Raw genomic sequence first — 22,524 nt, forward strand, 5'->3', positions numbered from 1 at the left:
CACAATTTCTTGATATTTTCTTAAATTAACTGATTTTAAGGGCAAAAACTGCTCATTTTCAACTTACTTCTCGCTTAGTCATCACCAAACCGACCAAGAGACCCAGACCTGCTGGCAAGAGCCAGCCCATGCCTAGACCTGAGAAGGGCAAAAGGCCGTGACCAAAGCTGACCAGACCAGCAACCGCTGGCAGGCTAGCCCAAGGCGAGGCTGCCAGACCGTCCAAGAGGGCTGGCAGGAGGGTAAAGGCCGTCACCCAGAAGTAAATGCCCTGACGACCCACCAGAAACTTGTCACAGAGACCTAGAAGCACCAAGACGATGGCCAGCGGGTAGATGAACATGAGGACTGGGATGGAGTAGGCGATGATGTTGGTCAGGCCCACATTGGCAAAGAGGGCTGGGAAGAGGATGGCCTTTAATCTCAATGCCATTCGGAAAATCTGTCTCTATTGTTTAAAGGTCATGGCATATTCCAAGAAAGAGCTCAGTTACCGTCGCAAACAAGGCTATATTGCTGTCCATTTGGAGGATTATTTGCCCCAATTATTTGGAAAATAGAGCTTAACGAATGGACAGGCGGTATTCTCCACTTTTCAAAAATTCTTTTAGGGCTCAAAAAAGAACAGAGAAACTTTTCATGCGTACGGCGTGGATAAGTCTGGCAACTCCTTGACCTCTGGCTTTTTTTAAGGTATAATATCACTATCGAGGTGATTCACTACCTATATCCCAAATGTGAGCCTTAACTGAGGTGATTCACTGCCTATATCCCAAATGTGAGCCTTAAGGTTGGGTTCTCCAACCTTTTTCTGTTTAAGGAGTTAAGATGAACTTTTTTTACGATGACATTCGTTTTTATGAAATGAATTCAATACCTTCTTTTATAAAAAGTTTCAGTTCCGAATGCCTGAGATTCCGTTTTAGAAAGATGAGTTAGAGTTTTCCAATTTTGATTTGAAACTACAACAAGCACTAAATTATAATCCTAAAGAATATAAGAAATTAAGAAAAAGAAGGAATTGAGGAGAGCAATATGGACTGGTATGACTATATGATAAATGCATCAAAACAATCACGTTTTAATGCTAGTCACTGGTTTCGCTATTTGCGAAAAGTTATTTTTGAAGACCATTCTTATTTGACGGACGAAGATGTCGAAAAGTTATTAGCTTCTAAAGAACTAACAGATTTTCAAAAGGTTAGTTTGAAATATGCTATACAAGAGCATACACCAACTCATGAATATGTGGTTTCCTTAAATAAACCAGCCAAATTAACCAATGTTCAAAAATTGATGGAGAAATACAGACATGGATAAAATGAAACCTGTTTTTGAAGCCTTGAACCAAGAGTTGTCTCAAGCCAATCTTCATTTATCCATTATTTGTGTTGGTGGTTATGTTTTAGAGTATCATGGTTTGCGAGCTACACAAGATGTAGATGCTTTTTATGAAGAAAGTCAGAAAATCAACGAAATTATTGCTCGTGTAGGGCAACGCTTTAATTTGAATACTGACCAAGAACTATGGCTCAATAATAATGTGGCAAACATGAACAGACAGCCACCATTACATTTGTGTGAGACCCTATATTCATTCGAAAACTTAACTGTTTTAGTTGCTCCAATTGAATACGTCTTGGGTATGAAGATGGTCAGCACAAGAGAGCAGGATTTGAAAGATATTGGAGCAATCATCAAATATAAACACTTCCATTCGCCATTTAATACCTTTGATGGCTTGAAGAAAATGGGATTTGATAGCATTGATTTCTCCGTTCTCCTAGAAGGTTTCAGTTATGCCTATGGTCTGGACTGGCTAGAAGAGTTTTTCAAAGAAAATCAGGATAAACTGAGAAGATATTATTGATGGTTAGAGCAGATGAAAAGGCGATTTCCTAGTTTGGAAGTCGCCTTTTTTGATGTTGTCGAAATACTACATCTTGTGGTTAGTGTAAACAGATATATAGTTCCCATAAATTTTAGTGAATTGAACCTCAATTATCAGTTTCTTTTTTATAAACAACATCAATTTTGTAAATCTCATCAAGATAGAATTCGAAAAAACGCTGAAAGAGTTTATACCAGCACTGTCCGTAAAGGATCTAAAATTTCTCAATTTCATTGTGATTATGTTTTATTGGAGAAAGAGATGCACACCTTATAAAAGGACTTGTGAGACAAGAAGTGACAGACTTTTAAGGCCAAAGCCCTCATTAGGATGATAAACCTAGTGAGGGCTTTGGTGTTAATGGTGATATTTCCTAGGTAAAGACAAGGTCATCAAGAGGGCTGACCTAGCCTTTCTTAGTCATCGCCAAACCGACCAAGAGACCCAGACCTGCTGGCAAGAGCCAGCCCATGCCTAGACCTGAGAAGGGCAAAAGGCCGTGACCAAAGCTGACCAGACCAGCAACCGCTGGCAGGCTGGCCCAAGGCGAGGCTGCCAGGCCGTCCAAGAGGGCTGGCAGGAGGGTAAAGGCCGTCACCCAGAAATAAATGCCCTGACGACCCGCCAGAAACTTGTCACAGAGACCCAGCAGCACCAAGACGATGGCCAGCGGGTAGATGAACATGAGGACTGGGATGGAGTAGGCGATGATGTTGGTCAGACCCACATTGGCAAAGAGGGCTGGGAAGAGGGTGGCCACCGCCAGGAAGGTTTTGTAGGACACGCTTGGAAACATCTCCGCAAAGGTTTCCGCAAAGGCCGTCAAGAGACCGACAGCCGTCTTGAAACAGCCAAAGAAAACGATTAAAGCCAAAAGGACATTACCCGCTGTGCCTAGATAGTGACCAGCGATTTGAGCCAGGGCGATACCACCGTTGGCACTGAGCTCAAACTGACCCAGGCTGGTCGCCCCTGCGTAGGCCAGGAGGGCATAGATGACCGCCATAATGACCATACTGATGAGACCTGATTTGACCATGTCCTTGGCCATCTGTCGAGGCTCGGTCACACCCAAACTCTTGAGAGCTGAGATGACCAGGATGGCAAAGGCCAAGGCTGCCAGAACATCCAGGGTGTTGTAGCCCTCCAAGACCCCCTTGGCAAAGGCATTGGTGGCGTAGGCCTCTTGCACCATGCCAGCTCCGCTATTTCCCATAGGGCTAAAAACCGTAAAGGCCAAGAGGACCCCTAGGACCGTCAGGAAAATCGGGTTGAGGACCTTACCCACATAGCCCAAGAGCTTCTCAGCCTTTTGGGACAGGAGCCAGGCCAGGGCAAAGAAGGCCAGGGAGTAGAGGGCCAAGGCCAGGGTTTGCTGGCTCTCAGGCACGAAAGGCACCAGACCAATCTGAAAGGACGTGGTCGCCAGGCGTGGGATGGCGAAAAAGGGGCCAATCACCAGATAGAGCAGGACGGTGAAGAGCTTGCCGTAGCCAGGGTTAACCTTGGCAGCCAGCTGGTAAACGCTCTTGCTCTCGGACAGGGCCATAGCCACGATACCCAGGAAGGGCAGGCCGATGGCTGAGACTAAGAAGCCCAAGGTGGCTGGCCAGAGCTGGCTCCCCGCCTCCTGACCCATGTGGACAGGGAAAATCAGGTTGCCCGCCCCAAACATGATGCCGAAAAGCATGGACCCGATGGTCAAATAATCTTTTTTCTGTAAGGTTTTCATATGTTTCTCCTTTCCTATCAACCTCAAACAGATTTACCATAAGAAAAGAGCCACCCACGAGAATGGGTAGCTCACGTTCTTGTCTGTCCCATTCTCAACATGCACGAATAGGACTCTACGAAAATCGTATAGCCCTAACTTAGATGACGATGACCACCACGTGCATGTTGATTGGTTTCATGGGACGCTCCTTGCTCATAGTGTTATTATTATACCTCAAAACCAGCCCGCTGACAAGACTTTTTGTGATTTTTTTGGTTATTGTTCGGGAAATGGCAGAGCAGAACCCCTGAACCATCTTGGCCAGCTCAACCACCAAGCCAACAAGGAGCTCACACCTCCGCTGATGACCTCCGCACTATGGCCGTTAGCTAGTCCCTATTCCCTATATCATCTGATAAAAAACAGCTGCACTCAGCAATGAATCCAACCGCTAACACCGCTTTTTCTTTGATTAAAGCGATTAAATTAGCTATAATAAAATCGCAAATCAAAAAAGGGAGGTCACACTCATGAAAAAAATTAAAGTCGTCCTAGGCCTGGTTCTGGCAGAATTTCTGCTCTACTTTGCAGACATCTACCAGACCTTTGCCACCCCAGAAAACCGCCTCACGCTCCTCTTCAAGGCAGGCTTTGCCCTTCTGGGCTTTATCATCATCTTTAACTACTATTTTTTCAGGGATGGTGAGTAGCGACAGCTCATTCTGAACACGCCAGCTGAGCGTCAACTCTACACAAGCAAAAAAGCAACTGGAACACGTCCAGTTGCTTTTGCTTATCAATCAAAGGGAGACTAGTCTAAATTACTTGCGACGGCCTGGACGCTCTTTGTAGCCATAGTAGGCGTCTTCGATGATTTCTTGCATGTGGTCAACCATGGCCAAGCGTGGGTTGGCTGGGGTACATTGATCCTCGTAGGCAAGAAGGGCCAATTCACGAGAGTATTCTTTGAGTTCTTTCTCATCAACACCTTGGTCTTTGAGGCTCATCTTGATACCGATGCGTTCACCCAATTCGTAAACGGCTTTAGCGTAAGACTCAACCGCTTCTTCTGGGGTTGACGCTGGCAAGCCCAGCATGCGAGCGATGTCTTGGTACTTCTCATCTGCACGGTAGTAGTTGTACTTAGGCCATGTTGAAGTCTTGGCTGGACGGGTACCGTTGTAACGGATAACGTATGGCAAGAGGATGGCGTTGGTACGGCCGTGAACGGTGTGGAAGCGACCACCAATCTTGTGGGCCATTGAGTGGGAAATACCCAGGAAGGCGTTAGCGAAGGCCATACCAGCGATGGTTGAGGCGTTGTGCATTTTCTCGCGTGACTCAAAGTCAGCTTCTTTCACAGAACGCTCCAGGTATTCAAAGACAATCTTGATGGCTTGAAGAGCCAAACCGTCGGTGTAGTCGTTGGCAACGGTTGACACATAGGCTTCTGTCGCGTGAGTCAAGACGTCCATACCCGTATCGGCAGTAACAAAGTCTGGAACAGTCAGTACCAAAGCTGGGTCAACGATGGCCACAGTTGGGGTCAAAGCGTAGTCAGCGATTGGGTACTTGCGGTTGTTTTTCTTGTCAGAGATAACCGCGAATGGTGTCACCTCTGAACCAGTACCAGATGTGGTTGGGATGGCGATGAACTTAGCCTTGTCACCCAATGATGGGAATTTGAAGGCACGTTTGCGGATGTCAAGGAATTTCTGAACCAGGTCACGGAAGTCGATGTCTGGACGCTCATACATGAGCCACATGATTTTGGCCGCATCCATTGGTGACCCACCACCGAGGGCAATGATGGTGTCTGGCTTGAATTCACGCATCAGGCTGGCACCGCGTTCAACAGTTGTGATGTCTGGATCTGGCTCAACGTCTGAGAAGATTGAGTAGAGCACCTTGTTGCTCCGCAATTCCAATTGCTCAATGATGCGTTGAACAAAGCCAAGGCGAACCATTGCTTCGTCGGTAACGATCATGACACGCTCAACGTCACGGCATTTTTGCAGGTACTGGATAGAGTCACGCTCGAAGTAGATTTTTGATGGTACTTTGAACCATTGCATATTGTTTCTCCGTCTTCCTACTTTTTTGATGTTCAAGAGGTTCACTGCACTCACGTTGTCACCAACAGAGTTGCGACCGTAAGAACCACAGCCCAGGGTCAATGATGGCAGGAAGGAGTTGTAAACGTCACCGATACCACCGAAAGTTGATGGTGAGTTCCAGATCACACGGATGGCTTTAACACGAGTACCGAACTCTTTAGCCAGCTCAGTATTGTTGGTGTGGATGGCTGCAGAGTGACCAAGACCGTGGAATTCAACCATTTGGCGGGCAGCTTCGAGACCAGCTTCGGTGTCTTCAACCTTGAGCACCGCAATAACTGGTGAGAGTTTTTCGCGAGTGAGTGGCTCTTTTTCACCAATTTCAGACACTTCAGCCGCCAAGATGTTGGTGCCTTCTGGCACGCTGAAACCAGCTTGCTCAGCAATCCAGGCTGCTGGACGACCAACGATGTCGGCATTGAGCTTGCCTTCTGCACAGTTCTTGCTGTTAGCTTTTACGCCAAAGCAGAATTCTTCCAAGAGGGCTTTTTCTTTCTTGTTAACAAAGTAAGTGTGGTAGCTCTTGAGTTCTGACACAAACTCGTCGTAAACTTCCTTGTCAACGATGGCAGCTTGCTCAGAAGCACAGACCATCCCGTTGTCAAAGGATTTAGACATGACGATGTCATGAGCTGCCTGACGGATGTTAGCTGTTTTTTCCACATAGGCTGGCACGTTACCAGCACCTACACCCAGAGCTGGCTTACCGCATGAGTAGGCCGCACGCACCATGGCGTTACCACCGGTCGCCAAGATAGTGGCGATACCATCGTGCTTCATGAGTTCGTTGGTTGCTTCCATAGATGGTTTGGTAATCCACTGCACACAGTTTTCAGGAGCACCAGCAGCGACGGCTGCATCACGAACGATACGAGCAGCATGAGCTGATGACTCTTGGGCTGATGGGTGGAAGGCAAAAACGATTGGGTTACGGGTTTTGAGGGAAATCAAAGCCTTAAAGATGGCTGTTGATGTTGGGTTGGTTGTTGGGGTAACACCACAAACCACACCAACTGGCTCGGCGATATAGGTCAAACCAGCGACTTCATCATCTTCGATAATACCAACGGTCTTAGTGTGACGCATGTTGTTAACCACGTGCTCACAGGCAAAGAGGTTTTTAGTTGCCTTGTCTTCAAAGACACCACGTTTGGTTTCATCAACCGCGTGCTGGGCCAAGATACCGTGTGCGTCCAGGGCTGCAACTGAAGCCTTGGCCACAATGTAGTCCACCTGCTCTTGGTTGAGCTTTCTGAACTCTTCAAGAGCCACTAAACCTTTTTGCACCAACTCATCAACATGAGCACGGGCTTCGAGCAATTTGTCTTCTGGTTTAACTGATTTTTCAGCCATATTATCCTCCTATGTGCCATTAACAAGATTTGTTAATTTTTTCACAATTTTTATTACATTCTCATTATAGACTAATTTTTTGTATTTGTAAATAGTTTCACAAGAAATTTTTTACATTTTTTTCAAAAAATTTTAATCCATTCAGAAAACGGTTGCAAATCTATTTTACACCAGATGAGCAGTTTTTGCAAGAGGAATTTCAAAAAAATAAACATTTTCAAACAAGGAAACGTTAGGACTGCTGCCCTAACGTTCTAGTTTTTATCCCCTTTAGCAGGTTTTTTAGCCACTGCAACAATGGCTTCTCGAATAGTTTTGGCATAGAGCTCTGCACCCTTAGTATTGCTACTTGAGAAGTGAACGCCGTCTGTGCCAGCCCAAATCTCAGGTGTATCTGCTGCTGCACGGTACCAGTCAGCAACCTTGAGATAGGGGTAAGATTTTTCCAAACTGAGTTCATAGTCCCGCATACCAGGAACACGGCTGTCAGCTGTATTATAGGGAGTCACGATAACCAAGCGATGACCGTTTGGAAGGTCATCAATAAAAGGTTGAATTTCAGCTTCATAATTATAGACCGAATTGACCCCAACTGCTAGCACGACCGTCTTAGCCAGTGCGTCATTGTCAAGACGGTTTTGGAAGGTCTCAAAGGCAGTGATAAAGTTCCGACTAATGGCAGCATCCAATTCCGCTTCTGGTAAAAGAGTTCCCAGGGCCTGGCTCGAATTGAGGGTCACCGAATCCCCTAAAATCAAAACACTATTCACCGCATCAACATCACCGACCAAGAGATTATGGGTCTGGGTGATGCTACGATTGGCCTGATGGAGACCATTGACAAGGAGGGTTGTCTCAAATGGACTGAGACGAGGAGCCGTCACCGAAATGCCCAAGGTGATGGCAAGTAAGGTTCCTAAAATCCCAAAGGACACCCGTTTGTCCCTTGGAGCTGGCAGAACCAGCCCAAAAACTGTTGCCGTCCCTTTTTTCAACCAAGGTTCGATGAGGTAAAATGACACCGCCGCCAAAAGAACTGACAGAAAAAGGGTTAGCCCGACCGCAAGTGACTTGGGCATGAGAGGGGTAAAAATAACAAACAGGGGCCAATGAAAGAGGTAGATTCCATAACTCAAATCAGCTAGGTGACCGATGAGGGCTGGTTCACCAACCCCTGGCAGTTTATCGTGCAGAACACGCAGGCTGTAAATGAGCAAGCCTGTGAACAAACTGGTCAAAGCAAAGCCAAACAGGTAGGTCACTAACTGATCAAAAGCTAGGGACAAGGCCAGAAAGACCAGCAAACTCACACTGAGACCGAGAGTAGCTAAAACCTGTCTGAGCGGCCATTGCTGAACATTTTTCCTGAATCGCTTGACCGTGTATTCAACCCCTGTCAAGGTAGCAAAGAAACTGCCTAAAAAGAGAGAGGAACTTCTGAAAAAGCTGGAGAAGTAGAGGCTGGAATAATTAGTCGTGAAAAAAGATGTCACGAATAGACCCAAAAAGGTCAAGCCAAACAAGACCGCTGAGAGGAAAAAGATGAGGCCCCGAAACTGCCCAACGTTCAGGGGTTTCCGAGAAAAGAAGGACAACACTAGCCCCCAAACCAGGTAAAACTGCACCTCAATGGCCAAACTCCAGGTATGCAAGAACAGATGAGGGATAAACTGGCTTTCGTAGTTTCCTCCTGTCAGCAGTTCGTAGATATTAGTCGTAAAGCCGAAAACAGCGGCAATCTGATGACCAATATCCGCTACAAAATCACGTTTGACCAAGAGGGTCAGCGGCATTACCAAAAGAACCATCAAAACCAGGGGCGGTAAAATACGATAAAGACGGCGTCTAGCAAAGCTCAGCAAGTCAATCTGACCAGTTCTAGCGTATTCGTCAATAAAGAGGGCAGTCACTAGATACCCTGAAAAGGTGAAGAAAATATCAACCCCGATAAAACCACCTGGTAGGGAGGTTTTATAAAAATGGTAACACAAGACCAAGGCTAGGCCAAAGAGCCTGATTAAAGAAAACCATTTTATCTTCATTCTTGATAGACTCCTTGCTTAAATGTCCCTTGGTAGACCACCTGATTGGTTGTCACCAGTTTCCCAGTCCCATGCGGTTTACCGTCCTTGAAGTCCCCCTCATAACGCCAACCTTGATGAGAGGTAAAGGTCCCTTGACCATTGAAAACCCCGTTGACAAAGTCACCTTCATAGCGGTCACCATTGTCATAGACCAACTGGCCACGGCCCGTCATGCGGTTGCTCTTGACCGCACCTTTATAAACTAACTTACCACCATCATAGCTCAGCTGTTTGTCCTGTGGCAAAGCCACCCCAATGACGGATACCGCCAATAAGGCTACTACCGCACCAGACAAGAGTTCCAGCTGCCACCGTTCCTTTAATAAAAACGGCTGCCAATCTCGTTTAGCCACTCGTCACACCCCCTTGTTACTATCTGGTAGGTTTCTTCAAAATCCCCAGTGTACCACGGGTCGGGCACACCCCCCTCACAAAAGAGGTGGATTTTATCATCGTAACGGCCAGCAGACAGGGCTTTAAGGTCCTTGACATTCTGCTGGTCCATGCCGATAATCAGGTCAAAATCAGCCAGCTCATCGAGCTTAATCTGTTGAGAGGTTTTTGCCCCATCATAGGCCAGGCCATATTGCTTTAAGATAGCCTGAGTGCCATGATGGATTGGGTTGCCATGTTCCCAGTTTGAGGTCGCTCGGCTAACCACCTCCAGATCTTGATCCTTGGCCAAATGCCTCATGACAACCTCAGCCATTGGACTGCGGCATATGTTGCCCAAACAGACAAAAGCGATTTTAGCCATAGACTTGCCTACACTTTCTTGTTAATCTTCAAAAATATTTCCCAACTCAACCGTCACTCGGTTGGTTGCCACGTCAATCTCTGAGACATTCAAAAGGGATTTGTACTCAAAACTAGCCCGTTTGGGTTCTTGACTATTGTTGGCAAAGACAGCCACACCAACCAGGGTCGAATCAAATTCCTGCAAAAGGCTGGCCATACCAGAAATGGTGCCACCACCTTTTAAGAAGTCGTCCACAATCAGAACACGGCTGTTTGGGGCCAAGCTCCGTTTAGACAAGAACATTTTTTCGATGCGGTCACCGCTAGAACCACTGGCATAGTTGACGCTGACGGTTGATCCTTCAGTAATCTTGAGGTCACGACGAACGATGACAAAAGGCACATTAAGGACGTTGGCGACAGCATTGGCCAGAGGCACTCCCTTGGTCGCCACGGTCATGACCGCATCAATTTTCTCACCCTTGAAGGCGTGAGCGATAATCCGTCCCACGTTCTTCAACATGCGAGGGGTGCTAAGGAGGTCAGACAGGTAGAGGTAACCCCCTGGCAAAATCCGATTGCTCTCAGACAGGCGTTCGCAAAGTTCTGTCGCTGTTGCCAAGGATTCCTCTTTGGAAATGGTCGGAGTGAAAATCACGCCACCAGCTGCACCTGTTACGGTTTCAACCTCACCAACACCGCTGCTCTCAAAGGCCCGTTTGATGATGGAAATGTCCTCTGAAATAGACGATTTGGCCGCTTGGTATTGCTCAGCAAAGGTGTTAAGCCCTGTCAGCTTATAAGGGTTGTTGAGGAGGTAGTTGGAAATAACTACCATGCGTTCACTACGTTTAAGTTTCATGTGTTTACCACCTTCTTATTCTTTTCTATCATTATAGCACAGACCCAAGAAAAAAACGAACATTTATACTTAAAAAATGCTCGTTTCGCTGATTTTATTGATTAAATTTTGGCTTGTAGAAGGAACGGTTGTCCATGGCAAAGATTTTAGCTGTCATCTCGCCAGGGGCTACGCGATTGAGGGCCGTGGTCATCATCATCATCTCGGCATCAATGTTGTCAATCATGTGGAGGATTTCCGCCTCCATGATTTTGGGACGGACAGGGCTGCCATACTCCAGCTGGCCGTGGTGGCTGAGGAGGACGTGGCGGAGGACGATGACGTCTTCCTTGGTCTCGTCGATGTTGAGTTCGCTGATGATTTTAGTGATTTCTTCATTGACCAGGGCAATGTGGCCAATCAGGTTGCCTCGGATGGTGTATTCGGTGTTGTCAGGGCCTGTCAGCTCGATGACCTTGGCCAGGTCGTGCAACATGACACCCGCATAGAGCAGGCTCTTGTTGAGCTCTGGGTAAATGTCCCCAATGGCGTCAGCCAATTTCACCATAGTCGCCGTATGGTAGGCCAGGCCAGCCTCGAAGGCGTGGTGGTTGGTCTTGGCGGCCGGGAAGGTGAAGAACTCCTTGTTGTACTTGCGGTAGAGGGCTCGGACAATCCGCTGCCAGGTGGCGTTCTCAATCTTGAAGAGCATCTGCTCCAGATAGTCCTTGACGTCCGCCGCATCAACAGGCGGCTTCTCCTTGAAGTCGGCCGGGTCGTTGGGCTCCCCCTCCTGGGGTAGCCGCATGACCAGCTGGTTGACCTGGGGCGTGCCGTTGTAAACCTCACGACGACCCTTAGCCTTGACCACTCGGCCTGCGATAAAGGTCTCGATGTTATGGGGCTGGGCATCCCAGAGGTTGCCGCTGATTTCTCCCGTATCGTCTTGCAGGGTTAGGGCAATATAATCCTTGCCTGCTCTGGTTTTGCGGACTTCGGCAGATTTAAGCAGGTAAAAGCCTGCAAAAATCTCGTCCTTCTTCATTTGGTTAATCTTGGTCATGGGTGTCCTCGTCTTCTAAGGGCAAATTGAGCAGGAGCTGGGTGTCCTGGTCTTGGTAGTTTTCGATGGTTGACAGGGCTCGAACAATGGCATTGGTCCTGGTGGTCAGAACACTGTCCAGGGTTCGACTAGCCGTGTTGAGCTGCTTCTGGGCCTTGCTGAGCAGGCCAGAGAACTTGCCAAACTCGGTCTTGACATTGCCTAAAACCTTGCTGATGTCATCCGCATTTTTCTGGATGTTGAGGGTCTTAAAGCCCACCGATAGGGAATTGAGCAGGGCAGACAGGGTTGATGGCCCAGCCACCAAGACCTGTTCATCTCGCCTCAGTCCATCAAAGAAGGCTGGCTGGCGAACCACTTCAGCGTAGAGTCCTTCCGTCGGCAGGAAGAGAATCCCAAACTGGGTGGTCTCAGGCGGGTTGAGGTACTTGGTCTGAATGTCCTTGGCAAAGCGTTTGACGCTGGCCAAGAGTGCCTTGCGGTAGCGGTCAATGGCCTCTCGGTCTCCCAGCTCGTAGGCCTCCTCCAAGCGATAATAATCATCCAGCGGAAACTTGGAATCGACAGGCAGGTAGACTGGCTGGTCGGAGCTGGCTCCTGGTAGCTTGATGGCGTACTCCACCCGCTCGCTGGAGCCTGACACGGTGGCGAATTCCCGCTCATATTGGCTAGGGGCCAGCATGTCCTCGACAATCTGCCCCAGCTGCAATTCGCCCAGAATGCCTCGGGTCTTGCTGGCTGACAGGACACGGTTGAGGCTGCCCACATCACGGGCCACGGATTTCATCTCGCCAAGGCCCTGGTTGACACTCTCCAGCTGCTTAGACACCGTCTCAAAGGAGGTCTGCAAGCGTTGGTTGAGGGTCTGGTCTAATTTTTCAGCCACGGTCTGTCGCATGTCTTCCAGGCGTTTTTCATTGGAGGCCTGCATATCCTTGACGGCTGCAGCCAGGCTGCCCTGCACCGCCTCCAAGCGTTGGTCGGTCTGGTGACGGTTGGCGGTCAGGTTCTCATAAAGGACATCCCGCAGGTCGCTGGACTGGTTGTAAAACTCGGTCTGCAAACGGCTGACTTGCTCTTGCAAAGCCAGCGACTGGTTCTTACCCGCCACCTCCATCAGGTAGGTCAGCTGGTCGGATAGGGCATCAGCCTGGTCTTCCAAAGCTTGATTGAGCCTGGCCTCCTGCTGACCCTGCCGCCACAAGAGGACGACCAAGAGCACCAGACAGGCCAGAACCAACATTAAGATAAGAATCTCCATGCTTACCTCCCGTCTCTGGATTGGATGACCACCGCATAGCCCTCAGACAGGCTAAAGCTAATGGTCTGGCCCACAAACTCATTGCTGGAGTAGATTTTCTTTTGGAAAAAATTGCTGCGCGTCAAAGGGTATTTGGCGTCCAAGATGGTCAACTCCCCCTGGTCTGACGGCATAAAGGCGATATAGGTCATACCAGCTTCCTGACTGACCAGATGAGTTCCTGCTGGGAAGAATTGAACCAGGTTGGTCTCATCTCGCAGAACAAATTGGCTCATGTAGGGAGCCAGGTCTGGGTCACTAGGCAGGAAAACGTTGGACAGCTGGTGGTCTAGTCGGCCACCGAAACCGCCGTAGATGGTCACTTGGGCCTCTGGCCACCGCTCAAAAATCAATTTGAGGGCCAATTCGGCATCCGTGTCGTTCTTTTCTGGCTGGGCTTGGTGAAAGGCGCCAGCCCGGTCTCTGATGGTCGCCAGCTCCTCTGGGCTAACGGAGTCAAAATCCCCAACTGCCATGTCCAGCGCCAGCCCATGGTCCAAAAGGAAAAGGCAAGCACGGTCTACGCCCACATAATGGTCGTAGGCAGTCGCAAAGGGTTTGAGATCGCCGCCCAGGCAGACGGCCACCCTAGGCATGGAGGGCCTCACGCAGGCGGGCAACCCGCTCGGTCAGGTCTCCCTTGAAGAGGTAGGAGCCAGCCACGAAGACATTGGCCCCAGCGGCCTTGGCCTGGCCGATAGTGGTGTCGTCGATGCCCCCGTCCACCTGAATGTCGAAGGTCAAGCCACGGCGGTCCCGCTCCTGGGCCACGGCGGTCACCTTGGTCAGGGTCTCAGGGATAAAGGCCTGGCCACCGAAACCTGGGTTAACGGTCATGATCAAGACCTGGTCCACCAGCTCCAGAACAGGGTAGAGGGCCTCGACAGGGGTTCCTGGGTTGATGACCACGCCAGCCTTGAGGCCAGCGGCCTTGATTTTTTGCAGGGCCCCGTGGATGTGGGGGGTGCTCTCGGTGTGGATGGTCATCATGTCCGCCCCAGCTTGGGCATAGGCCTCCACGTACCGCTCAGGGTTAACAACCATGAGGTGGACGTCAAAGACCAGCTTGCTGTGCTTACGCAAGCTAGCCACCACATCCGCACCAAAACTGATGTTGGGCACAAACTGGCCGTCCATGATGTCAATGTGGACATACTCGGCGTCAGTCGCTTCAATCCGCTTGAGTTCGGCAGCAAAATTGGCGTAGTCAGCAGCCAGAATAGATGGAGCAATCTTATCTTGGAACATGGGGAACCTCTTTCTATAACTATTTTGTGATAAGTAGTGGCTCGCCAATGGCGGAGCGGGCAAGGTGATTTGTTTTTGATTTTCGGAAAAATTTCTGAAAAAACTAACTCAAAAAGTAATAAACAGCATAGGCTAAAACAAGCACCAGAGCCGTTTTGACAACACATCCGATGGTTTTGAAGATGGCCCTGACGGCCAATAAAGCTACTAGAGCCAACAGGATAAGCATGATATTTTCAGACATGATCAAACCTCCTATTTCTTCTTGGCCACTTTTTTATAGGTTTCTCGGCGGTTTTCGATTTCGCTGAGCAACTGCAGGTAGTTGTCATAACGGCTAGTCCAAATCTCACCCGTTTCAACAGCTGGTTTGACCGCACAGGCTGGTTCGTGAGTGTGGGTGCAGGTTCGGAACTTGCAACCTTGGCTGATCTCGGCCAATTCTGGGAAGGCCTTGTTGAGGTCTTCGCTGGTGGTGACTTGGTAGTCCAGAGATGAGAAACCTGGGGTGTCGGCAATCTTGCCGCCTTCCAGCTGGTAGAAACTGACCGCACGGGTGGTATGGCGGCCTCGGCCCAGGCTATCAGAAATCTCGCCCGTTTCCAGTTGCAGGTCCGGGGCGATTTTATTGAGCAGGGTGGACTTGCCGACCCCTGTCTGACCCATGAAAACCGTGACCTTGTCGGCTAAGAGCGGCAGCAATTCGTCCAAATCATAACAAACCTCGTAGCCGATAGCCTCGTAATGGCGACGGGTCCTGTCCATGGCCGTCCGGTCCTCCAAGAGGTCCAGCTTGCTGATGTAGATGACGGGGTGGATACTCTTGTGCTCCAAGAGGACCAGGAAGCGGTCCAGGAGGTTGGGGTTGAAATCAGGCTCCTTGGCCGACATGATGACGACAGCCTGGTCGATGTTGACGATGGGCGGCCGCACCAGGGCGTTGGTCCGCTCCTCGATGGCTAGGATGTAGCCCTCCGACTGCTCCTCAGCCGAAAACTCAACCCAGTCGCCCACATAGGGGGTCTGGCCCTTCTGACGAAAATTGCCTCTTGCCCTGGTCTGGTAAACCTGGCCGTCAGCCTCCACATAGTAAAATCCGGCCAAAGCCTTGATAATTCTGCCTCGCAAATGAACTCCTTCGGGGTGTTTTTAAGGCTATTATAGCAAAAAACGGCTCAAAAAGCCATGTTTACTTGAGAAAAGAAAGAGGTGAAGAGCAAACACCCCCCTTCTAAACAGGCTTCAGCTAAAAGCCAGCCACACAAGGCGGCTGGCTGAGCTGAAATTAGTAACCAATAAAGCTCCATTGGCTGGTCCCATAAGCATGGATTAGTCGGTCGAGCTCCTGGAGAAGTTCCTGGTCCTCTGGGCTGTAAAGGTCATAAAAACCCTGAACACGCAAGCGGGCAACTAAGTCCCGACAAACGTTTTTCACTTCGATACCCTGACAACTCGGAGCTGTTAGGTCAACGACCGCCCTATCAAGGAGGGGCAGCAAGTTTGGCTGATCTGGAAGCTTGTCCTTGAGTTTTTCCAAGCCTAAAATCAATTCCGCCTTGAGGGCATCTTCTGGCAGAAGCCCATCCTTAGATTTGAGGCCAAGCAGGTTTCGCAACCAGGCAAACACTGACAAGTTTTTTTCATCGAATGACATGACGAACCTTTATTTTTACAATAATATTCTATATTTTCAAGGATAAAAAGCCAAGTAAAACCTATACTGCTAAACTAGATTCAAATAAGCTATCCAGCTCTGCTATTTTCCAAGAAACCAGTCGGCTATTTCCCAAGAAAAAAACCTTGCCAAATCAAGATGGGCGTGCTATAATGGGGTTTGTGTGAAATAAGAGCAGGGCAAAATAAAGCTCGTCAACAGGCTGTCGCAACACCAGTAGCCTTAGCTGTTTGGGCGAAGGCAGTCTGCACGAATTAGGTTTGCTCAGAATTATTTCCATAAATATTATTTTTATGGAGGACATTGATATGTCACGTTATACAGGACCATCTTGGAAACAAGCCCGTCGCTTGGGTCTTTCACTTACAGGTACAGGTAAAGAGCTTGCTCGCCGTAACTACGTTCCAGGCCAACACGGCCCTAACAACCGTTCTAAACTTTCTGAGTACGGTTTGCAGTTGGCTGAAAAGCAAAAACTGCGTTTCACTTACGGTATGGGTGAGAAGCAATTCCGTAACCTCTTTGTACAAGCAACTAAAATCAAACAAGGTACCGTTGGTTTCAACTTCATGCTCTTGCTTGAGCGTCGTTTGGACAACGTTGTTTACCGCCTTGGTTTGGCGACTACTCGTCGTCAGGCTCGTCAGTTCGTCAACCACGGCCACATCTTGGTTGATGGCAAACGTGTTGACATCCCATCATTCCGCGTTGAAGTTGGTCAAGTGATCTCAGTTCGTGAGAAATCATTGAAAGTTCCAGCGATTTTGGAAGCTGTTGAAGCCACTCTTGGCCGTCCAGCTTTCGTGTCATTCGACGCTGAAAAATTGGAAGGTTCACTCACTCGCTTGCCAGAGCGTGATGAAATCCACCCAGAAATCAACGAAGCCCTTATCGTTGAATTCTACAACAAAATGTTGTAATACTTTTTTGGAAGTATGGGGCAGAAATGCCTTTATATCAAGCACTTTGGGGCTCTATCCCAAGGTGCTTTTTGGTTTTACTACCCTTTTTACTACCCCTGGGAGAAATTGGGTTAAGTAAGAGGGTGGCCCCAAATCGGGGCACCCTTGTTTTTTTATAGATTGCTGATAGCTACCTCAAAGATTGAGACGGCTTTTTTAGCCCCCTCTTGGGTGGCGTGGACATAGGTGTTTAAGGTCATGGCTATATTAGAATGACCCAGCCTATATTGGAGGTCTTTAGGCTCAATCCCAGCGTATAGCATGATAGTGGCGTGGGTATGGCGGAAACCATGGAAACCAATATCAGGAACGTTAGCCGCTTTGAAATGGTCCTGAAGCCGTCGCCTCAAATTGCAAGCATAGGCGTACTCGGTCGTGAATGGGCTAAAGACTACTGTTTCAGTTCGTCCCAGTTGCCAGCTTTGAACTTGCTGGCGGTTTTTGTACTGCTGGAGCAGTAGGACCGTGGCCCTGTCTATCTCAATATCACGCACCCCAGCTTTCGATTTTGGGGTGTTGGTCTCTTGGTATCGGTTGAGGGTCTTGGTCACTTTAACAGTCCCAGCTTCCAGGTCAATATCTGACCAGGTAAGGGCTAAAGCCTCACCGATACGGCAACCAGTAGCCAGTAGGAACTTGTATAGAGTGACCTCGTACAAGTAGCGGTAGCGGGTCAGGTCAAGAGTGCCTAGATAGTCTAAAAAGGTCTTTAGCTGGTCATTTTCCCAGTGCTTGACGGTTTGGCGGTCAGCCTTGGCCGTGTTGCGTGGCAGGATAACCTCACGAGCTGGGTTATAAGGCAGGGCTTGCAAGATGACCCCATACTGTAAAATCCGCTTGTTGAGGCCGTGGATTTTGTCATAGTGGAGATAAGCCCCCGGCTGGCCCTCGTTGGCCGCCTTGGCTATCTTGTTGATAATACCCTGGATAAGTGGAGGGGTCAGCTTAGCGAGCTTATAAGACCCAAATGCTGGCAAAACATGGTTATCAAGTAGCTTTCTAACGTTATCTTGCGTGTTTGATTTGACCGTATGCTGGTAGCTTTCCCACCAGAGTTCGGCCAGTTCCCGATAGGTGGCGACTGTCCCGCCTTGTTGACGGGTTGAACCGCTTTGTCTGAACTGATTTTCGGCCTGTTTGGCTTTTAGTCTAACCTCTTTCTTGGTGCGTGCTGACACGGTGGTCTTGACTTGTTTGCCTGTTACGCTGTCAATGCCTAGATAGACTTTGCAGCGATAAACGATAGTACCATCTTGTTTCTTGTGTTCTGTAATTGTCATGTTCTAACCTCTTTCCTAACTATCAGCAGGCAAGCCGTTATCAAAGGTTATTAGATTGAGTTAGTTCATGAAATGGGGTATAATAGATTTAGCAAACATACCCAAGGAGTCAGCGGCAGCTGGCTTTTTTTGGTATAATAGTATCGAGGGCGTGGCTAGTCCTCAAAAAATAAAAATTAGAAAATATGGTATAATAGTTTTTATTTTGAGGCCTGACCGTTAGCCAGCGGTGAAGTCTTTTCTTTTTGCCTAGAATGCTCCCAGAATTGATGAGACCGCCCCTATTTTCGCTTGTTTTGAGGCAGTCGGCAAAATCATAGGGCAAGGGCTAAAAGCTCGCTATGGGGCTTTTACGGGCTTTTATCACGCACCCCACAAGCGGACCTATACAAGTCCGTTTTTTCTTTTGGATTTGTGGTAGGTATGAACAAGTATGAACATATCCCGCCTCTTAATCATGGATATGGCCCAGCGTTGGGTCTGAAAAGTTCCTATATCATTGGCTAGTATAGACAAATATAGATAAAAGTAGATACTTTTCTGACTTATAGGTATGAGAAAGTATGAGGATATCCCGCCTAGTTAGTATGGAAAAGTATGTACATATCCGCTTATTGGTACCGAAAAGTACCGACATATTCCGTATATAGGGAAAAGTAGGAAAAAGTAGGTAAAAGTAGGTAGAACCAAGATGGCTAATAACGCCTAGAATAGCCTTTTATCCATGTTAATAGAGCGTGATTACTAAGAAATCCTAAGGTAAAAACCTATATAGGGCAACCGTCAGCTATTAGTTGATAGTTGGTGAATGTTAACCCACCAAGCCTATATAGACAGGCTGGCGGTGCGTGATGGCTATGATTTGCTAAGGTTATGGGCTTATAGGTACTTGAAAAAACTTGAAAAAATCTTTTATATGGCAGAGTGGCCTAGTTTTCCACAACCTGGGCAGACCCAACGACTGAAAAAATCTTGATATGGGTATCGCCTGAGGGTGGGAAGTCAATAAACCTATCTGGGTAAGCTGGGTTTATGCTGACCAGTCGCAGGCCGTTAGGTTCGGTATAGACTTTCTTGATAAAGGTTTCATCATCAACGACAACGGCACAGACCTGGCCAGAAAAGCGAGAGAAACCACGGTCAACCAAATAGACCACGTTGCCATGCTCATAGTCTGGGGTCATACTATCGCCCTCTACAAGGCTTGCCACGTCATGCCGTGGGGGTTCGTCCTCAACATAGACGGTTTTTGTGTCGTGATCATCGTAGCCATAGCCAAAGCCAGCAGCAAGGCGAGACACGGCCCGCACATCGTAGAGGGCTTGAGGCTCTTCTACGGTGGGTTGGGATTGCTGGTCTAGCAGGTTGATAGCATAGCTTTCTACTTTTTGGCGGTTACTGTCTGTTAGTTTGTCAATGGTGGCCGTTAATTCGTCATTTTTTGAGGGGTCGGCTGGGGTAGGTTGGCTTTGGGGTCGGTATTCTTCTACCAGGTCGGATTTTGACACGTTGAAGAAGTTGGCCATCAGTTCGATTTTATCTATACGGGGGTAGGTTTTTGCATTTACCCAGTCAAGGACGGTAGTATATTTGAAATCTAATTGTAAAGCCATTTGTCGGGGATTTAACCCTTTTTGTTCTAACAGTCTCCTGATGTTGTTGGCCATTATCTCTTTGTTTCCAAGTGACATAATCGGACCACCTTTCTGCTTTGTTTCTTAATTCAATTATACGGTTAAAACATACAAAAGGCAAGTAAAACGAAAAAAAAGCAAAAAATAATTAAAAAGGGGTTGGCATGAACGGTATAACCGTGTAGAATAAAGGTACGGTTAAGCCGTACACGACAAAAAAAGGAGGTAACTAGATGAACCGTTACACGCTAAAGGCGTTAAGAGCTAACGCTAACTTGAAGCAGTCCGAGGCTGCTCAAAAAGTGGGGGTTTCTACGACAACGTGGAGCAAATGGGAAAACCAGAAACGTTTCCCAACTGTAAAACAAGTAGAAAAAATCTCCGAGGTTTTTGGGGTATCTTACAACGATATTATTTTTTTACCAGAATAGACGGTTTAACCGCTTAGGGATAGACAGGAGGCCACACCATCGGACTACTTACGGCACTTTTACACTTGCTAGGCTGGGCATTTGGTAGCCCAACGGTAGAGCAAGATGACGACTAAAAAAGCACCCGATGGGGTGCGTGATACAGGAGACTAGAAACAATGAACAAACGACCAAAGAAAACACCTTTTACTCTTGAGGGGCTGAAAGAGTTACACCAGAGCAAGGACAGGTTAGACATCGCCACCTTGAGAGAGCACTTGCCAGACTGGAGCAGGGAAGACATTGTTTACCGTTTGGGGAAATGGCGGTATAAAGGCAATATCCGCTTTAAGCTGGTAGATGATGACCTAGTAGAGTTTGAGATTATTAGGATAGGGCGTAGAAGCCACCAGCCACAGACCAGCCCAGAGGAAACGGCACAGCTAACCCAGCTAAGAACATGGTTAGCCGTTGAAAACTTGTACGAGCTACGCCAGCTTATCAAGAGCGGAACGCTCAAGGACAAGGAAAAGTTAGAAGCTATCAAGGAGCTTGGCAGGATTGAGCGAGGGCTGACCAGTCCCAAGGCTACCGACTACGCCAAACAGATTGAAAGCCAGCTAGGGGTTATCAACCTATGGCAGGACATCACAGACTAAACAAAAAAGCCTGAAGCAAACGACCAAATCCGCTAGGCTTTCGCTAAAAAAACTAAAACACAATAACAAGCAGGCAAGCCGTTATCAAGGGTTTTAGTAAGTTTTCTAGCTAGATTATATCATAATCGGCTAGGATTGACCAGACGGAGAGCGGGAACTCTTAAAACTAGCCCCTTCCCCGACCATCAAAAGCAGGGGCAACCTGTATAGTAAAGACAAACCAAGAGAGGTAAAAACATGGAACAATTTTTTAAAGATTTTGAAGCAAAGTTACAAGTGACTGATGCAAAGCTGGATATTCTGAGCGAGTGGCATATAGCAAAGGGGCATGCTGGAGCTACTGAAATCGCCGAAGAATGCAGAACAGCTATAACGTCTTTATGGATTGAATTTTACAGGCTATCAGAGACTTATAAACAGCGTGAAGCCAGCCATGAGGCGTTTTATCAAGCTAATGTAGAAACAGTGATCAATGAACTACGCCAACAGGACGAGCGAGAAGCAAGGGTTAACAGATTGGTGGATAGAAACCGTCCGAACTGTTTACTTTTTGATTTACTAGCAAAAGAGATGGAAACTTTTAGAACGGAAGGCCAAGGAGAAGTGTCCTCATATTCTATCTGGTACTATCTACGCCGTCTAGTCAAAAAAGATTTAAAAGCAAGGGGAGTTATCTAATCATGAATGAACTTGACTTTACCATGCCCCAGCTTTTGGTTTTCATAGCTATCATGCTCCCCCTGGTGGCCGTTTTATGGGGCGAATTGCTGACGGTAAGGCCAGAGGAGAGACAAGCCTTATGTGAGCTATTAGAGGCCCTAGAACGAGGGCAGGAGGAAACAGAATGGAACACTTAGAAAAAAGGGTCTTGGAATTGATACCCACAGGCCGACAACGCCCCAAACCAGCCAAGGAGATAGCCCAGGCGGTGAGTATCTCAGAACGGTCAGTTATGGACATCATCGCCCGACTGATAAGCAAGTACCGAGTTCCCATTATTGGGGAGCGTGGCGATAATCACGGCTACTATATCCCAGCCGATGAGACAGAACGTTTGGAGGGGTTGCAGGCTCTACGCAACCAAACCACAGAGCAGACCAACCGCTTGAACGTGGTTACCTATTGCAGTTTGACCGAGTGGCGGACATTACTAGAAAGCGAGGGTTAGGCTATGGCGTTATTATCACAGGAGGCGGAGCGTGAGCTTTTGGGCATTGTTGACCGCCGTTTCAGCGAGTTGGTGGCTTTCCAGCAGGCTAACGCTGACCCATTGGATTTAATCCCCCGTGAGGTTTTGCTGGAGAAGTTGGAAATATCCAGCCAAACCTTGAGGAATTGGGAAAAGCTGGGAGGCTTGCAGCGTTACCAGCCACCGCTGGAGGATAGCAAGAAAATCTATTACCGTAAGACTGACATTTACAAGTTTTTGGCGGTGGGTCTATGAGTAAGTTTAGCACGCACCCAGCAGAGCAAAAGCTCAAAAATCAGCGAGACTATACCACCAAAGACCGTCAAACACCACTAGAGGAGTTGAACCGTCAAAGGCTGGCCAAGA

At 48.0% G+C, this 22,524-nt stretch carries 27 protein-coding genes and 1 pseudogene; 12 read left to right on the forward strand and 16 right to left on the reverse strand.

Annotated elements, in window-relative coordinates:
- Positions 1-58: 58 nt before the first annotated feature.
- Positions 59-433, reverse strand: coding sequence for a branched-chain amino acid transport system II carrier protein (locus tag AC3ARB_RS10495; RefSeq protein WP_488320487.1), 375 nt, complete (start codon positions 431-433; stop codon positions 59-61).
- Between AC3ARB_RS10495 and AC3ARB_RS10500 the strand changes: the two are divergent.
- The 4 genes and pseudogenes from AC3ARB_RS10500 to AC3ARB_RS10515 all read left to right on the forward strand — a co-directional run.
- A pseudogene (locus tag AC3ARB_RS10500) lies at positions 405-560 on the forward strand (ISAs1 family transposase); the annotation flags it as partial. The gene AC3ARB_RS10495 and the pseudogene AC3ARB_RS10500 overlap by 29 nt on opposite strands.
- 475 nt (positions 561-1,035) lie before the next feature.
- Positions 1,036-1,320 (forward strand): hypothetical protein, encoded by a 285-nt coding sequence (locus AC3ARB_RS10505; protein WP_488320488.1) that lies wholly within the window; start codon positions 1,036-1,038, stop codon positions 1,318-1,320.
- Positions 1,313-1,870: a DUF6036 family nucleotidyltransferase gene (locus AC3ARB_RS10510; protein ID WP_488320489.1), complete on the forward strand. Its 558-nt coding sequence runs from the start codon at positions 1,313-1,315 to the stop codon at positions 1,868-1,870. Before AC3ARB_RS10505 ends, AC3ARB_RS10510 begins: the two co-directional genes overlap by 8 nt.
- A gap of 12 nt (positions 1,871-1,882) precedes the next feature.
- Complete coding sequence (locus tag AC3ARB_RS10515) at positions 1,883-2,167, forward strand: type III toxin-antitoxin system ToxN/AbiQ family toxin (RefSeq protein WP_488320490.1); 285 nt, start codon at positions 1,883-1,885, stop codon at positions 2,165-2,167.
- 130 nt (positions 2,168-2,297) lie between these two features.
- On the opposite strand, the gene brnQ is transcribed toward AC3ARB_RS10515, so the two are convergent.
- Positions 2,298-3,623, reverse strand: a complete 1,326-nt coding sequence (gene brnQ / locus AC3ARB_RS10520) for a branched-chain amino acid transport system II carrier protein (RefSeq protein WP_488320491.1) — start codon at positions 3,621-3,623, stop codon at positions 2,298-2,300.
- 512 nt (positions 3,624-4,135) lie between these two features.
- Here brnQ and AC3ARB_RS10525 point away from each other — a divergent pair.
- The gene (locus AC3ARB_RS10525; protein WP_488320492.1) at positions 4,136-4,315 is read left to right on the forward strand and encodes a hypothetical protein; all 180 of its coding nucleotides are present in this window, start codon (positions 4,136-4,138) and stop codon (positions 4,313-4,315) included.
- A 111-nt stretch (positions 4,316-4,426) separates the two neighbouring features.
- Here the strand turns inward: AC3ARB_RS10525 and adhE are convergent, their stop codons facing one another.
- The 12 genes from adhE to AC3ARB_RS10585 form a co-directional block, all read right to left on the reverse strand.
- A complete protein-coding gene (adhE, locus tag AC3ARB_RS10530; RefSeq protein WP_488320493.1) occupies positions 4,427-7,075 on the reverse strand; it encodes a bifunctional acetaldehyde-CoA/alcohol dehydrogenase in 2,649 nt (882 codons plus the stop codon).
- 254 nt (positions 7,076-7,329) lie between these two features.
- Positions 7,330-9,117 (reverse strand): acyltransferase family protein, encoded by a 1,788-nt coding sequence (locus tag AC3ARB_RS10535; RefSeq protein ID WP_488320494.1) that lies wholly within the window; start codon positions 9,115-9,117, stop codon positions 7,330-7,332.
- Positions 9,114-9,512: a hypothetical protein gene (locus tag AC3ARB_RS10540; protein ID WP_488320495.1), complete on the reverse strand. Its 399-nt coding sequence runs from the start codon at positions 9,510-9,512 to the stop codon at positions 9,114-9,116. Before AC3ARB_RS10540 ends, AC3ARB_RS10535 begins: the two co-directional genes overlap by 4 nt.
- Positions 9,479-9,916, reverse strand: coding sequence for a low molecular weight protein-tyrosine-phosphatase (locus tag AC3ARB_RS10545; RefSeq protein ID WP_488320496.1), 438 nt, complete (start codon positions 9,914-9,916; stop codon positions 9,479-9,481). Before AC3ARB_RS10545 ends, AC3ARB_RS10540 begins: the two co-directional genes overlap by 34 nt.
- Before the next feature lie 21 nt (positions 9,917-9,937).
- Complete coding sequence (gene purR / locus AC3ARB_RS10550; RefSeq protein ID WP_488320497.1) at positions 9,938-10,759, reverse strand: pur operon repressor; 822 nt, start codon at positions 10,757-10,759, stop codon at positions 9,938-9,940.
- Between the two features lie 94 nt (positions 10,760-10,853).
- Positions 10,854-11,801, reverse strand: coding sequence for a 3'-5' exoribonuclease YhaM family protein (locus tag AC3ARB_RS10555; RefSeq protein WP_488320498.1), 948 nt, complete (start codon positions 11,799-11,801; stop codon positions 10,854-10,856).
- Positions 11,788-13,062: a DNA recombination protein RmuC gene (locus tag AC3ARB_RS10560; protein ID WP_488320499.1), complete on the reverse strand. Its 1,275-nt coding sequence runs from the start codon at positions 13,060-13,062 to the stop codon at positions 11,788-11,790. The genes AC3ARB_RS10555 and AC3ARB_RS10560 overlap by 14 nt, the downstream gene beginning before the upstream one ends.
- Positions 13,063-13,064: 2 nt before the next feature.
- On the reverse strand, positions 13,065-13,697 hold the full coding sequence (locus AC3ARB_RS10565; RefSeq protein WP_488320500.1) for a thiamine diphosphokinase: 633 nt from the start codon (positions 13,695-13,697) through the stop codon (positions 13,065-13,067).
- On the reverse strand, positions 13,690-14,349 hold the full coding sequence (rpe, locus tag AC3ARB_RS10570) for a ribulose-phosphate 3-epimerase (RefSeq protein ID WP_488320501.1): 660 nt from the start codon (positions 14,347-14,349) through the stop codon (positions 13,690-13,692). The genes AC3ARB_RS10565 and rpe overlap by 8 nt, the downstream gene beginning before the upstream one ends.
- Positions 14,350-14,452: 103 nt before the next feature.
- Positions 14,453-14,593, reverse strand: coding sequence for a hypothetical protein (locus AC3ARB_RS10575; RefSeq protein WP_488320502.1), 141 nt, complete (start codon positions 14,591-14,593; stop codon positions 14,453-14,455).
- Positions 14,594-14,604: 11 nt separating this feature from the next.
- Positions 14,605-15,477 carry a ribosome small subunit-dependent GTPase A gene (gene rsgA, locus AC3ARB_RS10580; RefSeq protein WP_488320503.1) on the reverse strand — a complete coding sequence of 291 codons (873 nt, stop codon included), beginning with the start codon at positions 15,475-15,477 and terminating at the stop codon, positions 14,605-14,607.
- Positions 15,478-15,634: 157 nt separating this feature from the next.
- Complete coding sequence (locus AC3ARB_RS10585; protein WP_488320504.1) at positions 15,635-16,003, reverse strand: hypothetical protein; 369 nt, start codon at positions 16,001-16,003, stop codon at positions 15,635-15,637.
- A 329-nt stretch (positions 16,004-16,332) separates the two neighbouring features.
- Between AC3ARB_RS10585 and rpsD the strand changes: the two genes are divergently transcribed.
- Positions 16,333-16,944, forward strand: a complete 612-nt coding sequence (gene rpsD, locus AC3ARB_RS10590; RefSeq protein ID WP_488320505.1) for a 30S ribosomal protein S4 — start codon at positions 16,333-16,335, stop codon at positions 16,942-16,944.
- A gap of 155 nt (positions 16,945-17,099) precedes the next feature.
- On the opposite strand, the gene AC3ARB_RS10595 is transcribed toward rpsD, so the two are convergent.
- Positions 17,100-18,266: a tyrosine-type recombinase/integrase gene (locus AC3ARB_RS10595; RefSeq protein WP_488320506.1), complete on the reverse strand. Its 1,167-nt coding sequence runs from the start codon at positions 18,264-18,266 to the stop codon at positions 17,100-17,102.
- Between the two features lie 929 nt (positions 18,267-19,195).
- Positions 19,196-19,957, reverse strand: coding sequence for a LexA family transcriptional regulator (locus AC3ARB_RS10600; protein ID WP_488320507.1), 762 nt, complete (start codon positions 19,955-19,957; stop codon positions 19,196-19,198).
- A 176-nt stretch (positions 19,958-20,133) separates the two neighbouring features.
- On the opposite strand from AC3ARB_RS10600, the gene AC3ARB_RS10605 reads away from it, so the two are divergent.
- The 6 genes from AC3ARB_RS10605 to AC3ARB_RS10630 all read left to right on the forward strand — a co-directional run bounded on the left by AC3ARB_RS10605 (position 20,134) and on the right by AC3ARB_RS10630 (position 22,413).
- Positions 20,134-20,331, forward strand: coding sequence for a helix-turn-helix transcriptional regulator (locus tag AC3ARB_RS10605; RefSeq protein ID WP_488320508.1), 198 nt, complete (start codon positions 20,134-20,136; stop codon positions 20,329-20,331).
- Positions 20,332-20,489: 158 nt separating this feature from the next.
- Positions 20,490-20,969, forward strand: coding sequence for a hypothetical protein (locus AC3ARB_RS10610; RefSeq protein ID WP_488320509.1), 480 nt, complete (start codon positions 20,490-20,492; stop codon positions 20,967-20,969).
- A 237-nt stretch (positions 20,970-21,206) separates the two neighbouring features.
- Entirely contained in the window at positions 21,207-21,647 is a 441-nt protein-coding gene (locus AC3ARB_RS10615) for a hypothetical protein (RefSeq protein WP_488320510.1), read from the forward strand.
- Between the two features lie 2 nt (positions 21,648-21,649).
- Positions 21,650-21,826, forward strand: coding sequence for a hypothetical protein (locus AC3ARB_RS10620; protein WP_488320511.1), 177 nt, complete (start codon positions 21,650-21,652; stop codon positions 21,824-21,826).
- Positions 21,814-22,137, forward strand: a complete 324-nt coding sequence (locus AC3ARB_RS10625) for a DNA-binding protein (RefSeq protein WP_488319963.1) — start codon at positions 21,814-21,816, stop codon at positions 22,135-22,137. The genes AC3ARB_RS10620 and AC3ARB_RS10625 overlap by 13 nt, the downstream gene beginning before the upstream one ends.
- Before the next feature lie 3 nt (positions 22,138-22,140).
- Complete coding sequence (locus AC3ARB_RS10630; protein ID WP_488320512.1) at positions 22,141-22,413, forward strand: hypothetical protein; 273 nt, start codon at positions 22,141-22,143, stop codon at positions 22,411-22,413.
- Positions 22,414-22,524: the final 111 nt, after the last annotated feature.

Source organism: Streptococcus sp. ZY171113, from assembly GCF_057748235.1.

Bases quoted from the DNA above. Each gene is read 5' to 3' on its own strand.
- AC3ARB_RS10605 (WP_488320508.1), top strand. From the start codon at position 20,134: ATGAACCGTTACACGCTAAAGGCGTTAAGAGCTAACGCTAACTTGAAG.
- AC3ARB_RS10565 (WP_488320500.1), bottom strand. From the start codon at position 13,697: ATGCCTAGGGTGGCCGTCTGCCTGGGCGGCGATCTCAAACCCTTTGCG.
- AC3ARB_RS10560 (WP_488320499.1), bottom strand. From the start codon at position 13,062: ATGGAGATTCTTATCTTAATGTTGGTTCTGGCCTGTCTGGTGCTCTTG.
- adhE (WP_488320493.1), bottom strand. From the start codon at position 7,075: ATGGCTGAAAAATCAGTTAAACCAGAAGACAAATTGCTCGAAGCCCGT.
- rpsD (WP_488320505.1), top strand. From the start codon at position 16,333: ATGTCACGTTATACAGGACCATCTTGGAAACAAGCCCGTCGCTTGGGT.
- purR (WP_488320497.1), bottom strand. From the start codon at position 10,759: ATGAAACTTAAACGTAGTGAACGCATGGTAGTTATTTCCAACTACCTC.
- brnQ (WP_488320491.1), bottom strand. From the start codon at position 3,623: ATGAAAACCTTACAGAAAAAAGATTATTTGACCATCGGGTCCATGCTT.
- AC3ARB_RS10535 (WP_488320494.1), bottom strand. From the start codon at position 9,117: ATGAAGATAAAATGGTTTTCTTTAATCAGGCTCTTTGGCCTAGCCTTG.
- AC3ARB_RS10630 (WP_488320512.1), top strand. From the start codon at position 22,141: ATGGCGTTATTATCACAGGAGGCGGAGCGTGAGCTTTTGGGCATTGTT.
- AC3ARB_RS10510 (WP_488320489.1), top strand. From the start codon at position 1,313: ATGGATAAAATGAAACCTGTTTTTGAAGCCTTGAACCAAGAGTTGTCT.
- AC3ARB_RS10545 (WP_488320496.1), bottom strand. From the start codon at position 9,916: ATGGCTAAAATCGCTTTTGTCTGTTTGGGCAACATATGCCGCAGTCCA.
- AC3ARB_RS10600 (WP_488320507.1), bottom strand. From the start codon at position 19,957: ATGTCACTTGGAAACAAAGAGATAATGGCCAACAACATCAGGAGACTG.
- rpe (WP_488320501.1), bottom strand. From the start codon at position 14,349: ATGTTCCAAGATAAGATTGCTCCATCTATTCTGGCTGCTGACTACGCC.
- AC3ARB_RS10585 (WP_488320504.1), bottom strand. From the start codon at position 16,003: ATGTCATTCGATGAAAAAAACTTGTCAGTGTTTGCCTGGTTGCGAAAC.
- AC3ARB_RS10515 (WP_488320490.1), top strand. From the start codon at position 1,883: ATGAAAAGGCGATTTCCTAGTTTGGAAGTCGCCTTTTTTGATGTTGTC.
- AC3ARB_RS10505 (WP_488320488.1), top strand. From the start codon at position 1,036: ATGGACTGGTATGACTATATGATAAATGCATCAAAACAATCACGTTTT.
- AC3ARB_RS10625 (WP_488319963.1), top strand. From the start codon at position 21,814: ATGGAACACTTAGAAAAAAGGGTCTTGGAATTGATACCCACAGGCCGA.
- AC3ARB_RS10610 (WP_488320509.1), top strand. From the start codon at position 20,490: ATGAACAAACGACCAAAGAAAACACCTTTTACTCTTGAGGGGCTGAAA.
- AC3ARB_RS10575 (WP_488320502.1), bottom strand. From the start codon at position 14,593: ATGTCTGAAAATATCATGCTTATCCTGTTGGCTCTAGTAGCTTTATTG.
- AC3ARB_RS10615 (WP_488320510.1), top strand. From the start codon at position 21,207: ATGGAACAATTTTTTAAAGATTTTGAAGCAAAGTTACAAGTGACTGAT.
- AC3ARB_RS10495 (WP_488320487.1), bottom strand. From the start codon at position 433: ATGGCATTGAGATTAAAGGCCATCCTCTTCCCAGCCCTCTTTGCCAAT.
- AC3ARB_RS10525 (WP_488320492.1), top strand. From the start codon at position 4,136: ATGAAAAAAATTAAAGTCGTCCTAGGCCTGGTTCTGGCAGAATTTCTG.
- AC3ARB_RS10620 (WP_488320511.1), top strand. From the start codon at position 21,650: ATGAATGAACTTGACTTTACCATGCCCCAGCTTTTGGTTTTCATAGCT.
- AC3ARB_RS10595 (WP_488320506.1), bottom strand. From the start codon at position 18,266: ATGACAATTACAGAACACAAGAAACAAGATGGTACTATCGTTTATCGC.
- AC3ARB_RS10555 (WP_488320498.1), bottom strand. From the start codon at position 11,801: ATGACCAAGATTAACCAAATGAAGAAGGACGAGATTTTTGCAGGCTTT.